General features: G+C 48.3%; 13 protein-coding genes and 4 tRNA genes. 3 read left to right on the top strand and 14 right to left on the bottom strand.

From position 1 onward, the window contains the following. Window positions 1-59: 59 nt before the first annotated feature. The 4 genes from CIL02_RS13215 to CIL02_RS13230 all read right to left on the bottom strand — a co-directional run bounded on the left by CIL02_RS13215 (window position 60) and on the right by CIL02_RS13230 (window position 5,385). Window positions 60-917: an enoyl-ACP reductase gene (locus CIL02_RS13215; RefSeq protein ID WP_094402421.1), complete on the bottom strand. Its 858-nt coding sequence runs from the start codon at window positions 915-917 to the stop codon at window positions 60-62. 175 nt (window positions 918-1,092) lie between these two features. Next, on the bottom strand, window positions 1,093-2,577 hold the full coding sequence (locus CIL02_RS13220; RefSeq protein ID WP_094402422.1) for a glycoside hydrolase family 10 protein: 1,485 nt from the start codon (window positions 2,575-2,577) through the stop codon (window positions 1,093-1,095). Window positions 2,578-2,683: 106 nt separating this feature from the next. Continuing rightward, a complete protein-coding gene (locus tag CIL02_RS13225) occupies window positions 2,684-4,258 on the bottom strand; it encodes an OmpP1/FadL family transporter (RefSeq protein ID WP_094402424.1) in 1,575 nt (524 codons plus the stop codon). Window positions 4,259-4,404: 146 nt separating this feature from the next. Then, on the bottom strand, window positions 4,405-5,385 hold the full coding sequence (locus CIL02_RS13230) for a hypothetical protein (protein WP_094402425.1): 981 nt from the start codon (window positions 5,383-5,385) through the stop codon (window positions 4,405-4,407). A 144-nt stretch (window positions 5,386-5,529) separates the two neighbouring features. Here CIL02_RS13230 and prmA point away from each other — a divergent pair, with 144 nt between their 5' ends. After that, complete coding sequence (gene prmA / locus CIL02_RS13235) at window positions 5,530-6,396, top strand: 50S ribosomal protein L11 methyltransferase (protein ID WP_094402427.1); 867 nt, start codon at window positions 5,530-5,532, stop codon at window positions 6,394-6,396. 12 nt (window positions 6,397-6,408) lie between these two features. Here the strand turns inward: prmA and CIL02_RS13240 are convergent, their stop codons facing one another. The 10 genes from CIL02_RS13240 to nspC all read right to left on the bottom strand — a co-directional run bounded on the left by CIL02_RS13240 (window position 6,409) and on the right by nspC (window position 11,806). Beyond that, a complete protein-coding gene (locus CIL02_RS13240) occupies window positions 6,409-7,098 on the bottom strand; it encodes a DNA alkylation repair protein (protein ID WP_094402428.1) in 690 nt (229 codons plus the stop codon). After that, a complete protein-coding gene (locus CIL02_RS13245) occupies window positions 7,095-7,700 on the bottom strand; it encodes a 4'-phosphopantetheinyl transferase superfamily protein (RefSeq protein WP_094402430.1) in 606 nt (201 codons plus the stop codon). The genes CIL02_RS13240 and CIL02_RS13245 overlap by 4 nt, the downstream gene beginning before the upstream one ends. After that, complete coding sequence (gene gldE / locus CIL02_RS13250; protein ID WP_371589505.1) at window positions 7,687-8,979, bottom strand: gliding motility-associated protein GldE; 1,293 nt, start codon at window positions 8,977-8,979, stop codon at window positions 7,687-7,689. The genes CIL02_RS13245 and gldE overlap by 14 nt, the downstream gene beginning before the upstream one ends. Before the next feature lie 85 nt (window positions 8,980-9,064). Next, window positions 9,065-9,502, bottom strand: a complete 438-nt coding sequence (locus CIL02_RS13255) for a single-stranded DNA-binding protein (protein ID WP_094402433.1) — start codon at window positions 9,500-9,502, stop codon at window positions 9,065-9,067. A gap of 36 nt (window positions 9,503-9,538) precedes the next feature. After that, on the bottom strand, window positions 9,539-10,096 hold the full coding sequence (locus tag CIL02_RS13260) for a hypothetical protein (RefSeq protein ID WP_094402435.1): 558 nt from the start codon (window positions 10,094-10,096) through the stop codon (window positions 9,539-9,541). Window positions 10,097-10,127: 31 nt separating this feature from the next. Further along, window positions 10,128-10,200, bottom strand: a tRNA-Gly gene (locus CIL02_RS13265). 18 nt (window positions 10,201-10,218) lie between these two features. Next, window positions 10,219-10,302, bottom strand: a tRNA-Leu gene (locus CIL02_RS13270). Window positions 10,303-10,327: 25 nt separating this feature from the next. Further along, window positions 10,328-10,409 (bottom strand) — tRNA-Leu (locus tag CIL02_RS13275). Between the two features lie 42 nt (window positions 10,410-10,451). Continuing rightward, window positions 10,452-10,524: transfer RNA gene (locus CIL02_RS13280), tRNA-Gly, on the bottom strand. Between the two features lie 112 nt (window positions 10,525-10,636). Then, window positions 10,637-11,806: a carboxynorspermidine decarboxylase gene (gene nspC, locus CIL02_RS13285; protein ID WP_094402437.1), complete on the bottom strand. Its 1,170-nt coding sequence runs from the start codon at window positions 11,804-11,806 to the stop codon at window positions 10,637-10,639. Window positions 11,807-11,904: 98 nt separating this feature from the next. Here nspC and CIL02_RS13290 point away from each other — a divergent pair, with 98 nt between their 5' ends. After that, window positions 11,905-12,513: a thiamine phosphate synthase gene (locus CIL02_RS13290; RefSeq protein ID WP_094402438.1), complete on the top strand. Its 609-nt coding sequence runs from the start codon at window positions 11,905-11,907 to the stop codon at window positions 12,511-12,513. Window positions 12,514-12,567: 54 nt separating this feature from the next. Then, complete coding sequence (locus CIL02_RS13295; RefSeq protein ID WP_094402440.1) at window positions 12,568-13,506, top strand: ribose-phosphate pyrophosphokinase; 939 nt, start codon at window positions 12,568-12,570, stop codon at window positions 13,504-13,506. Window positions 13,507-13,511: the final 5 nt, after the last annotated feature.

The raw sequence follows: 13,511 nt of genomic DNA on the forward strand, positions 1-13,511 counted from the left end.
AAATCCGCCTCAACTGCAAGTATATTTACAGAACACTATCTGAATATCTAATAAAGAATTTATCCATAGATAATCTTTCCGTTCTCGTCCTCGTAAGGAGTGAGGTCCTTAGAGTACTGGTTCATGGCGCGGAGGCTCATACCCATTGACGAGAAGCCGCCATCGTGGAACAGGTTCTGCATAGTAACCTTGCGTGTGAAGTCGCTGAACATCATGACGCAGTAGTTGGCGCAGTCCTCGGCAGAAGCGTTGCCGAGAGGCGACATCTTGTTGGCGAAGTCCATGAGGTTGTCCATATCCTTGATGCCCTTGCCTGCTGTGGTTGGGGTTGGCGACTGCGAGATGGTATTGATACGTACGTTCTTCTCACGTCCGTAGATATAGCCGAAGCTACGTGCTATGCTCTCGAGCATGCTCTTGGCATCGGCCATGTCGTTGTAGCCGAAGAATGTGCGCTGTGAGGCTACGTATGTGAGAGCCACTACGGAACCATACTCTGCTATGGCGTCCTGCTTCTTGGCCACCTGCAACATCTTGTGGAAAGAGATGGCAGAGATGTCGAGTGTTTTCTGAAGATAATTGTAGTCGAGGTCATCGTATGTACGGCGCTTGCGTACGTTAGGGCTCATGCCTATGGAGTGGAGAACGAAATCAATCTTTCCACCAAGAAGTTCCACCGACTGTGCGAACACCTTCTCCAGGTCTTCAACGCTTGTTGCATCGGCAGGGATTACAGGGGCGTCAAGCTGCTTGCTCAAACCGTCAAGCTCACCCATACGCAGTGCCATCGGAGTGTTGCTGAGTGTTATCCTGGCACCTTCTTCTACAGCCTTCACGGCTACTTTCCATGCGATAGAATCCTCGTTCAATGCGCCGAAGATGATACCGCGTTTTCCTTTCAATAAATCGTGATTCATATATACAAAAATAAATTCGGCTGCAAAATTACACATTTGCAACCGAATTGTGCATATCTTTAAAGATACATTAACAGTTTTTGTACGAAAACCTTTTCATTACGTGCTTTTTCTGCACATACAGAGCGATTTGTGTAATCGGCAAATGCTCTTGTGCCAGATTGGCTTATGCCTGTCAGAGCTTCACCTTCTTCTTTGCCGCCTTGCTCTCGTTGGACATGCGGTCGAGGCTTGTCACCATATATGTATATGATGTGTTACCATCCTCGTATGGCAGTTTGTAGAAGGTGTCGGTAGTAATGGCAACGATGCTACGCTCATTGTTGATGTCGGCCTTTTGTCCTTTTGCAAAGCGGTAAACGACATAGCGTACAGCCTCATCCTTCCATCCGCTACCCTTTGGAGCTGTCCAGAACAATATGTAGCCATCGCTCGTCCATACGGGCTTCACCTTTCTTGGCTTGGCAGGAGCCTTTTCATCTATATTGGGGGTTTGTGGCTGTAGAGCCGGATAACGCCAGTAGGTGTTGCGAAGAATGGTTCCATAGTTGCCCACGTTGTCGGCAACGGCCTTGGCATACCAGAGCACGGTACCCTTGACATTGGGAAGCTGCTTGTGCATGGCATACTTGGCGGGCATCTGGTTGACGGAAGGGTTGGCAAGATCGGGGTATTTCACGGTACGCTCTACGTCCTCACCGATATACAGGGGACACTTGGCAAAATACTTGTTCCACCATTTCATGAGCGTCGCATAGTCTGCCGTAGGGTGGCCTATCTGCCAGTATATCTGCGGCACACAATAGTCTATCCAGGAGTTGTTGGCCCAAAGGAGCACATCGGCGTACAGGTCGTCGTAATTCTGCAGCCCGTTGGTATCGGAGCCGTTCAGAGGGTCGTTCTTCTTATTGCGGTAGATGCCAAAGGGCGACACACCGAACTTCACCCATGGCTTGCGCTGATGGATGGTCTTGGAGAGCTGCTCTATGAAGAGGTTGACATTGTAGCGCCGCCAGTCGCCACGGTTCTTGATGCCATTGCCATACTGACGATACTGGTCATCATCGGGTATCACCTGTCCCGGTACGGGATAGGGATAGAAATAGTCATCGATGTGGAGGCCGTCAATGTCGTAGCGGCTTACTATGTCGTCGACAACCTTGCAGATGTAATCCCTGTTCTGTGGAATACCGGGATTGAGTATGTACAGTCCATCGTAGGCAAACACCCGTTCGGGATTTGTTATGGCTATGTGGTTGGCGGCCAAGGAGGTTGTACCCTTTGTCTTGGCGCGATAGGGGTTTATCCACGCATGCAGTTCCATTCCGCGCTTATGGCACTGGTCTATCATCCACTGCAGGGGGTCCCAGTAAGGCGATGGCGCCTGTCCCTGAACACCTGTAAGGAAGCGGCTCCAAGGCTCGAGCTTGCTCTCGTAGAGGGCATCACACTCTGGACGCACCTGGAAAATGATGGCGTTGACACCATCACGCTGCAGTTCATCAAGCTGCTCCGTCAAGGTAGCCTGCATAGCCGACGTGGACATACCCTGGAACTGTCCGTTTACACACTGTATCCACGCACCCCTGAATTCCCTTTTCTGGGCATAAGCAGAAACGAGGATGAATAACGCTGTCAAGAAAAATAAGGTTCGTTTCATAGACATAAAGTAATTGCAGATGCAAAGGTAACAAAAAAAATGGAGAGTAAAGAATTCCGATGTAAAAATTCCATACTCTCCATTATTCAGCTGACAAGCTGACAACTTAGAACTTATATCCCAATGTGAACAAAAGCTGATGACGCTTGTTGCTTACCTTCACGGCATCGGCATAGTTGTCAATGCTCTCAATGGTTCCGTCGGGATTGTCGAAGTCGCCGTAGCTGTCGAGGAAGGGGTGGAAGTTGCCGTTCTGCGCACTGTACTGATAGGCTACATCAAAGCTGAACTTGCCTACGTTGTAGCCGATACCGCACGTAACACGGTTGGTGGACTCCCAGTTGACATAGTCGGTAGAAGAGGCGTAGTAAGAGCCTTCGGAGGTGATGGTTCCGTCCTTATAGCCGTTCTTCTCGAAGAGTGGCGACACGTAGTTGTAGCCGAAGCGTATGGCCAGCATTGGGTCAGGCTTGAACTCGAGGCCAAGCTTTACGGTGCTCACCCCCTTTAGCGTACGCTCCGTATGACGGTTCATGTTCTTGTCGCTGCTCGACTCATCGTAATAAGTGCCATACCATGTATCATAATATCCGCCATCAATGACACGGGTGTCCATGGATGTGTAGTCGGCATATTCATATCCTGCTCCGATAGCCAGGAAGTTGCCAACGGTATGTCCAAGGCTCAGTCCGAACTTCCAAGGAGTATAGAGCTTGAAGTCGTAGGCCTCACCATTGTCAGGTGCAGCATTTCCATCAGTCATATATGTATAGTTGGTAGTGGTAAGGTCGTACCATGTTGGTGTAGCCACAGACACGCCTATACGGAACGGGCTGTCCTCCACAGGACGGAAGATTACGCCGGCCTTTACATCGAAACCAGTACCGGTAATCTCGCGGTCGTCAACAACGGCCAGTTGGCCGATATTGTCGATGTTGGGCGCGAACTGCTCGCAGTACTCGCTGTAGCCCTTATAGTGGACATCATGTATGCCGACAGTAAGTCCGAGATACACACGGTCATTTATATTGCCGCTAATATTGAAGTCATACTCTCCGATATAGCCTCTCGTGGCCTTGTTGAAGTCGTAGGCCGTAGACTCATAGTAGCCGTAGTCGTTCCCGTATTTTATGAGGTTGTTATAATATAGGTAATCCAGCTGGTTGTTTGTGATGCAAGTTTTGCCCTCATCAGGAAATCCTTCGTTGTCAAGCTCATAAAGCAGGCCGCTGCGTAACTTTATATACGACAGTTTGTTCTGCGATGCACCGTCAAGACGGTCGGAGGCAGCAAGTATCTGGTTGAAATTCTTGCTCTTATGATAGTTGAACGCAAAGTTCACATAAGAGTTACGGCCTGAGCGCTTGGCAAAGACAAAGCCTATCTGGTCGAAGCTGACAGTGTTCTTGTGGCCAGGCGAGAAATTCTCGACATCCTGCTGCGATACAAGGCCAAAGGAGCCTGTCACCTGCGACTTGCGGAAAAGGCCGATGCCGGCAGGATTAGTACCAATGGTGGAGATGTCGGCTCCGAGAGCGTCCATAGCTCCTCCCATACCAACATATCGTGCGGTACCGTTGAGGTCATTATCGATAAGATTGGTATTCTCGTATGTTTCTTGCGCATAGGCAGAGAGCGTCATAAACGACAATGCTGCCAGACTAAATAATTTTGTATTCATATTATGGGTTGAATTTTATCCAACCGTTTCTCGCCATGGCAATGACTGAACAAGTTCATCATTGCTCATCTGGCTTAACGAAAACGTTGGAATATATTTGTTACTACATTATATTATATTATATATATGTTGATACCGCGACGCTGTTATCGTCTGCCACCAAAGTGTCCACCGCCACCGCCGCCTGAGAAGCCGCCGCCGCGGGTGCCTCCTCCAGAGAAGCCGCCCGACGAAGAGCTTGAGCCTATGGAGCGGCTGCCGCTGAACGATGGTGTCGACTGTGAGTTGGATGGAGTATAGCTGTTGTTGCGGTATGTGTTGTTGCGGCTGTCACCGGTATTGTAGCTTCGGGAGCCGAAACGGTATGTAGACTGCGACGTAGCTGTGGAAACCGTTCTACGGTTGCCGAAACGAGAGCTGCCTGTATTCTTGCCATTGCCCAGCCTGCCTGCTACAAGACCATGGTTGCTCGTTCCGCTGATGCTTCCTCCAGGACGGTTGGGACGGACGGCCACACCACCCCATCCTGGATAATGTCCGAACCAAGGGTCATACCAGCCACCATACCAGCCATGCCATCTGTGCCAGCCCCAGTAGCCACCGGCATACCACGGGTCGTACCAGCCATAATACCATGGATCATAGCACCAGTCATAGTACCATGGGTCGTACCAGCCGTAACGGGAATACCAGAATGGCGAGTGCCACCCGTAATGCCATGGAGCGCAATAACCATCCCAACGGCTCATGTAGCGGGTGCACCGATAGTCATCCGAATCGTCATATCCGCCTGCAAAGTCATTGCCGGTATACTCGGAAAAGACGAAAGTGGTGTCAATATACGCTGAGTCGGGATAGACTCCTGCTCCTGCCTCGAAGCTTATCACATCACTTGCCACGGAGTCGGCACTGATGGTCTGATAGGAGCTGCGATAGCGTCCGCGTCGGTTGTACTCATCGACCGGGCGGTTGCTGCCAACATAATATGCGGGCCTGTTGTCATAGACAACTTCCGCACGCTCTGCCTTAGCCGACTTCTTTGGTGTGAAGTAGAGGTCATCGTCCTGCGCCATCATGGTCAGGGGCATCGCTCCACACAAGACTAATAAGAGAATTAACTTTTTCATGTTTTCTACTCCTTTATTTCTGTTTTTACTATTCACGTTGCAAAATTAACTATGATTATATTGCAAATTTACGGAAAAACCCTAAAGAATGATAGGAATTTCCCTATTTTTTATATATTTGCATGTGATTTTTAACTAATAATTATGGAATATATAGTTGCAGATATCAAAATAGAATGCCAAGACGGCATGATACAGATTGCCCGCGACCTGCTAACCGACGACCTGGGCGTAGTGGGCTTTGAGTGCTTTGAGGATACAGAGGACGGCATCATGGGGTATATACAGAAGGACGCTTACGACAGGAAGAAGATGGACGAAGCCCTGAAAAGCTTCATTCTGCCCGACGTAAGCATCACATATACCGTGAAGGATGCAGAATACAAGGACTGGAACAGCGAGTGGGAAGAGGCTGGCTTTGAGCCAATAGACATAAACGGCGCCATCACGGTATATGACGCAAGACATCAGGATGCAGACAGCATAAAGACTCCCATTGCAATAGGCATAGAGACAAGGCAGGCTTTCGGCACCGGCACCCATGAGACTACGCGCATGGTCATAGAGGCACTCCTCAACCAGAAGCTGCAAGGCAAACGGGTTCTCGACTGCGGATGCGGTACCGGAATACTCGGCATAGCGGCCTCAAAGCTCGGAGCAAAAGATATAATAGGCTACGACATAGACGAATGGAGCACGCACAACGCCACGCACAACGCAAGCATAAACAATGTCACTAACATGCAGGTGATGCTCGGCGACGCATCGATACTGAAAGAAGTCAAGGAGAAATTCGATGTCGTCTTGGCAAACATCAACCGCAACATTCTGCTGAGCGACATGCCTGTATTCGCATCGCTTATGACTATCGGAAGCACACTCATTATCAGCGGTTTCTACTCTTCAGACGTACCATTGCTTGAAGAAAAAGCTGCAGAACTGGGAATGGAAATTACAGACATTAGGACAGACAATGAATGGACATGCCTGACATTGAACAAGAAGAAATAACAAAGGTGACCGTCACCGTCTCAATGTCCTAAGGTACGCCTTGTGCTCAAGGCTAACCCTACGGCTTTCAACAGCCTTTTGTATGGACTTGTTGTGCGTCCACACAGGTAATTTGTTGGCTTCTATGTAACGTATGGCGTAGGCATATTGTTTTGCAAGGGCCGTAGCAAAATACCATGCCACCATCATTCGTACATAATAATGTGGGTTGTCAACAGAGCCAACAAGGTGAAGATGACTTTCACAGAAACCATCATCAAGGAAATGTGTCATTAGCATGCCTATTCCAAAACGGCAAACAAAAGGCCGACTATCGGAGAGCCACCGGCAGGCATCAGACTCAAGGCGCTCACTATAACGGCGATTGCGGAAAAGCTTTGGACGAAGCATATCGCATGTTGCCCAGTTATCAACAAAAGGCAGGAACTTGTCAAGCTCAGCCACTACCCTATCGTAGTCTTTCAACTCAGCAATAACAAAACCACGAAGATTGTCCTCCTCAAAATACTTTTCTGGCAGACTCATGCCCAAGACAACGTCTGGACATTCCCTTGCCAAATTCTTGGCAAGAAGACGGAGTTCAGGCGTTCTGACTCCAATAACGCGATCCTTATTGACATCAGGCATCAGAGAGCTGCTGAAATCACGATAACGGACATCCTGCATCTCAAATAGTTTGCGCTCTATCTCTGATATGTTCATGGTATTATATAAGTCATAACGAAGCAATCTGTCACATAATAATTTACTGTTACCATATCGCCTGACTGCATATTCTCGGCTATGATACTTCCTGCGGATGACAGCTCGTAGACGTGGAGACGGATGTCGAGTAAGGCCAGATGTTGTGAGGAAAAGTATTTATAGACAGCCTCCTTGGTACACCAGCATACCAGCTGACGGGTAATGCCATCGTCCTGCTCATCGTCACGTATAAACCGGCCAGCAATCTTGGCAACCCTATTGCTAACATACTCAATGTCTACCGACACATCATGCTGAGGGGACAAAATAACTGCGGCATAGCCACGGGTGTGGCTGATGCTTACATGCCAGCCATCAATAAACGGACGTCCATCCTTATTATGGCTGACGACAAGGTTCCCGTCACCCGTCATAATATGTATAAGAGCATGCACAGACAACACCTCAAGCCGACGGGCATCACGACTATGAGAGTCCAGCACATGCTGCAGTTTACCAAGCGACGGCATCATGGCGAGCATATCGCTGACTGTCTCCTCCATGCGCCATATGCCAAGGATAGCCCCTGACGTCAGATGGTCTATTCTAAGCAACGCCATTCTTCTTGTCGTGTACTATGACCTTCACACGGCTTATACGCCTCTCCTCCAATCCAACAACCTCAAACGAGTAGTTAAGATGGTCTATCTTTTCATGGATGCTCAGGAAATCGCCCTTTAGCTCAAGCAGAAGTCCTGCCAGCGTGTCTGCATCACCCTCGACATCAGCAAACTCGTCATCGTCAATCTGTAAGATGCGGCAGAAGTCACTAAGAAGAGTCTTGCCTTCAAACAAATAGGTATTATAGTTCAGCTTGGAGTAGGTCTTCTCCTCCTCATCAAACTCATCGTTTATCTCACCGACTATCTCCTCAAGAATGTCCTCAAGGGTTACGATACCACTGGTACCGCCAAACTCATCGACAACAATGGCAATATGCACCTTGTTCTCCTGGAACTCACGCAGCAGGTCGTCAATCTTCTTAGTCTCGGGCACGAAATACGGAGGTCTGATAAGGCTCTGCCATCTGAATGACGAAGGCTTGCTAAGATGCGGCAACAAGTCCTTTATATACAATATACCGCAGATGTTGTCAGTGTTTTCCCGATATACAGGTATGCGACTGTAGTTGTTCTCAACTATGCACTTCAGAACATCGGTATAGCTCGAACGGATATCCAGGTCAACAATGTCCTGGCGGCTCGTCATCACCTCCTTGGCCGTTTCGTCACCAAAGCGGATAATGCCCTGCAACATGCTCTTCTCCTCCTTAATCTCATTCTTGTCAGTAAGCTCAAGCGCCTGCTCCAAATCGTCTACGCTCAGTTGCCGTGCCTCTTTCTGCACGACTTTCTCTGCAAGCATGCCGCTGTGTATGAGTATGGTCTCCAATGGCCAGAAGAACTTGCGGCAGAATACTATTCCCGACACAACACGGCGGCAAAAAGCCAATGGAGCCTGACGGCTGTAAACCTTCGGCATAATCTCGCCGAAAAGCAGCAACAGGAAAGTGAGCAGGACAGTGATGAAGAGAAATTCCAGCACTTCAGACTTAAACCAAACCAACGAGCCTATGACGTAATTGCACAGCATGATGATGGTTACGTTGACGAAGTTGTTCGTGATAAGTATTGTAGCGAGTGTTCGCTCAGAGTCATCACGCAATATGGAAATGCTCTTGTCAGCAGGATTCTTCTCTGGATCGAGGTTGTCAAGGTCCTGTGGAGACAAGCTGAAGAATGCTATCTCCGAACCACTGGCGAAGCCAGACAATAAAAGCAAGAAAGCAGCCAGAATGGCTGCTAACAGAACACCCGTGGTAATCGGTTGGAAAACCACGAGATCGCTAATGTGTTGTATGTCTATAAAGTCCAATTTTACTTAATATTTGCTGTTTGCGTTCATACTGTAAATCTGATCAAAGTCAAAATGGCAGCTGCTCATTGAGGTCCGACTCCTGCTGTTGCTGTCGCTGCTGTGACAGTTGCGACGTTTGAGGCTGTTGCTGAGCCTGACTTTGTGTCTGAGATAATGAGCGTGGAGTCAGAAGTTCCATGTTCTCCACCTCTATTTCGGTATATTGATGTCTGATACCACGTTTGTCGTCATATGAACGGTTGCGCAGCCGACCTTCCACATATATCTTGTCACCCTTATGCACATACTGCTCAACTATCTTTGCAAGCCTTCTGCTGAACATCAGATAGTGCCAGTCTGTTCGATCAGGTACCTGAGTGCCATTTGGCAGAGTATAACCGCGCTCAGTTGTGGCTAATGAGACTTTAGCAATAGCCTGATCAGCCTCAAAATAATGTACCTCAGGGTCTTTGCCCACATTGCCTATCAACATCACCTTATTCATATAGCATTTCAGGTTTTGATTAGCAGACAAATATACTTACTTCCACATTCCAAGATACTTGAAATGGAAATTCTTTCCTTTTGCTGACGGGAACTGGCTACGGGCGTCAACACGGTCTCGAAGATTCTCTATGATACGGTTGTAACAGTCCATGCCCGATACTGCCTTGCAGCGAGCTACGAACTTAGTGTCACGATACTCAAACTTTCCTGTTGATGGCACCATGACAACGCGCTTGAAGTCAAGCTCACCCTCATACCATCCCTGTTTCTTTTCGTTTAGACGTGCTAGCGGATTGTCGGCATTCTGCCTGCGGTCTATAGGCATGTTGGCGTTATTGGTGTTTGGATGTATAGCTTTCTTTTGCTTGAAATCAAGCATGGTCTGCGCAAGAGTTTTAATAACGATGAAATAAACTCTTGAACGCACCTTATACCTCTTCGGATAAAAGACATCACTTGCGGCATAGTCACGAATATCAGCCTCAAGTTCCTCAGTCATGTTAATATCTGATATGGAACTAAGAAAATCAATAGCTTCCTCGACACTATGTACTAATGTCTCGTTGTCAAAATAGCGTAAATATAAATTCATTGATTTTGTTATGTTTCTCTTAAAAGAAAAGAGCGGAAAACGGGACTCGGACCCGCGACCCCGACCTTGGCAAGGTCGTGCTCTACCAACTGAGCTATTTCCGCAACACTAAATATAAAATGTGAAGAGGAGGAGACTCGAACTCCCACGTCACAATTGACACTACCCCCTCAAAGTAGCGCGTCTACCAATTCCGCCACCTCTCCAACATTAATCCATTCTGAATATTAGTGCCCAGAACAGGACTCGAACCTGCACGCCTCTCGGCACACGCACCTGAAACGTGCGCGTCTACCAATTCCGCCACCTGGGCATTAGAAGATATTCTTCTTGTTGGTCATATTTCCAGAATGTGAGCGGAAAACGGGACTCGGACCCGCGACCCCGACCTTGGCAAGGTCGTGCTCTACCAACTGAGCTATTTCCGCATTTCCTTGCGCTGCAAGGAGCACTTCTCTTAATGCGGTTGCAAAGGTACAGCTTTTTTCCGAACCAGCAAACTTTTTCCCACTTTTTTTTTAGAAAAGTGCTTTTTTTCCTTCAATCCATCCTATTTTTATAGTCGTCATAGCCATATTGACGCAAGATTTCAAGATTTCCATCCATTCGGAGCAACGCTATGGCAGGATGGTTCACCCCGTTAAACATGTTTGTCTTTACCGTCGTATAGTGGAGCATATCCTCGAAAATGACATTCTCGCCAATATGCAACTCATGGTCGAAACGCCACTGACCCATGAAATCACCACTAAGACACGAATTGCCACCCAGCCGGTAGACATGCTCCATACCATTTACATCCTCGTCATCGCCGACAACATCCGCACCACGTACGGCAGGCATGTATGGCATCTCAAGGCAATCGGGCATATGGCATGTGAAGCTGACGTCGAGTATGGCGGTACGGATACCCCGGTCCTCAACAACATCCACGACCTGCGACACAAGCGGTCCCGTCTGCCATCCAAACGCACTGCCTGGCTCAAGTATAACCTTCAAGTGCGGATATCGCATGCGGAATCCCTTTATTATATTAATAAGGTGTAAGACGTCATAGCCCTTGCGCGTCATCAGATGGCCTCCACCAAAGTTTATCCATTTGAGCTGAGGAAACCACCGTGAGAATTTCTCCTCTATGTGTACAAGGGTACGCTCGAACACATCTGCCCCACTCTCGCAATGGCAATGACAATGGAATCCCTCTATAGCGGAAGGCAGGACGTCAGGAAGCTTTATACTGGTGACACCGAACCGGCTACCGGGAGCGCATGGATTATAAAGTTCAGTACCTACCTCGCTGTATTCCGGATTAACCCTCAGCCCTATACTCAGATTGGAATTGGCCGAGAGGGCAGCCCCATGCAGTCTCTCAAACTGTGTCAAGGAATTGAAGGTCAGATGGCTTGAGCAGCGGGCGACAGCCTCGATTTCCGAGTCAAGGTATGCTGGTGAGTACGTATGGGTGGGAGCACCAAATTCCTCAAAGCCCAAACGAGCCTCATTGAGGGAACTGGCCGTGGTTGACGATATGTACTCCCTGAATATCGGGAACGTCTTCCAGAGGGCGTATGCCTTGAAAGCGAGAATTATCTCAGCTCCCGACTCTTTGGCGACATGGCTTATCAGGGTAAGATTACGACGTAACGCTTCCTCTTCCAAAATGTATGTCGGAACGGAAATCTCACTGAAAGTTTGCTTGTTTACAATCATATTACAACAATTTTAGTGCAAAGATAGCTTTTTATTTCCGTAATAATTGCAAATTTGGGATAAAATCCCTACTTTTGCACTCGAAAACAAGAGAAACGATGAAGCTCGTAATAATGACTAAATCCACATTCTTTGTGGAAGAAGACAAAATACTAACTACGCTCTTCGACGAGGGTATGGACAACCTGCATCTTTTCAAGCCAGGGTCCACACCTTTATATGCTGAGCGCCTGTTGTCTCTTATACCTGAGGATTATTACAGGAAAATCACTGTACACGACCATTTCTATTTGAAAAACGAGTACGACCTCGCCGGCATACACCTTGACAGCGCGGACACTGAGATTCCCAACAACTACAAGGGGAAAATAGGGCGCACGTGCACCGACATACAGATGCTCAAGGAGATGAAGAAGAAGTCAAGTTGCGTATTCCTGAAAAACATCTTCGACTGCATAGAGTTCAGCGAAGAGAAGAAGACTTTCACACAGCAGCAACTTGAGGATGCTGCAGACAAGGGACTCATCGACAGGCATGTGTACGCACTCGGCGGCATGAGCCTCGACAATATCCGTATGGCAAAGACGCTGGGCTTCGGAGGCGTCGTCATCTGCGGTGACCTCTGGAGCCGCTTCGACATACACAACCAGACCGACTTCAAGGAACTCATAGCACATTTCGAGAAACTAAGAAATGCCGTCAGGTAACATTACTCAGCACACTACAATATATAAACACATATAAAAACACCAATAATAAAAATGAGTGCACAAAACTCTTTTTTGGTTTTCTCGGGTACAAGCACGAGATACCTGGCAGAGAAAATCTGCGCAAGCTTAGGATGTCCATTGGGAAACCTCGTTGTCACGAAGTTCTCTGATGGAGAATTTGCAGTGTCGTACGAAGAGTCCATACGTGGCCGTGACGTATTCCTCGTTCAGAGCACATTCCCCAACTCCGACAACCTGATGGAGCTTCTGCTCATGATCGATGCTGCCAAGAGAGCATCGGCAAGGCACATCATCGCGGTTGTACCATACTTCGGCTGGGCACGACAGGACCGCAAGGACAAGCCAAGGGTAAGCATCGGAGCTAAGCTCGTTGCTGACTTGCTGAGTGTGGCAGGCATAGACAGGCTGATAACGATGGACCTGCATGCAGACCAGATACAGGGTTTCTTCGACGTACCTGTTGACCATCTCTACGCCTCAGGGGTGATACTGCCATATCTGCAGAGCCTCCACCTTAAGGACCTCGTAATAGCATCTCCTGACGTAGGCGGAAGCAAGAGGGCAAACACATACGCCAAGTATCTCGGCTGTCCGCTCGTACTATGCAACAAGACCAGGGCCAGGGCAAATGTTGTTGAGAGCATGCAGATAATTGGTGATGTCAAGGGCAAGAATGTTGTCGTTATCGACGACATGGTCGACACTGCAGGCACCATAACCAAGGCTGCCGACATAATGAAGGAAGCTGGTGCTCTGAGCGTAAGGGCATGTGCCTCGCATTGCGTTATGAGTGGCCCCGCATCAGAAAGGGTTCAGAACTCCGCTCTTGAGGAGATTGTATTCACCGACTCCATCCCCTACTCCCACAGGTGCTCCAAGGTTAAACAGCTTTCTGTGGCTGACATGATTGCCGAGACCATCCGCAGGGTAGTAAGCAACGAGAGCATCAGCTCACAGTATCTTGTATAAGACAA

Source organism: Prevotella sp. P3-122, assembly GCF_002251365.1.
GTDB lineage: Bacteria > Bacteroidota > Bacteroidia > Bacteroidales > Bacteroidaceae > Prevotella.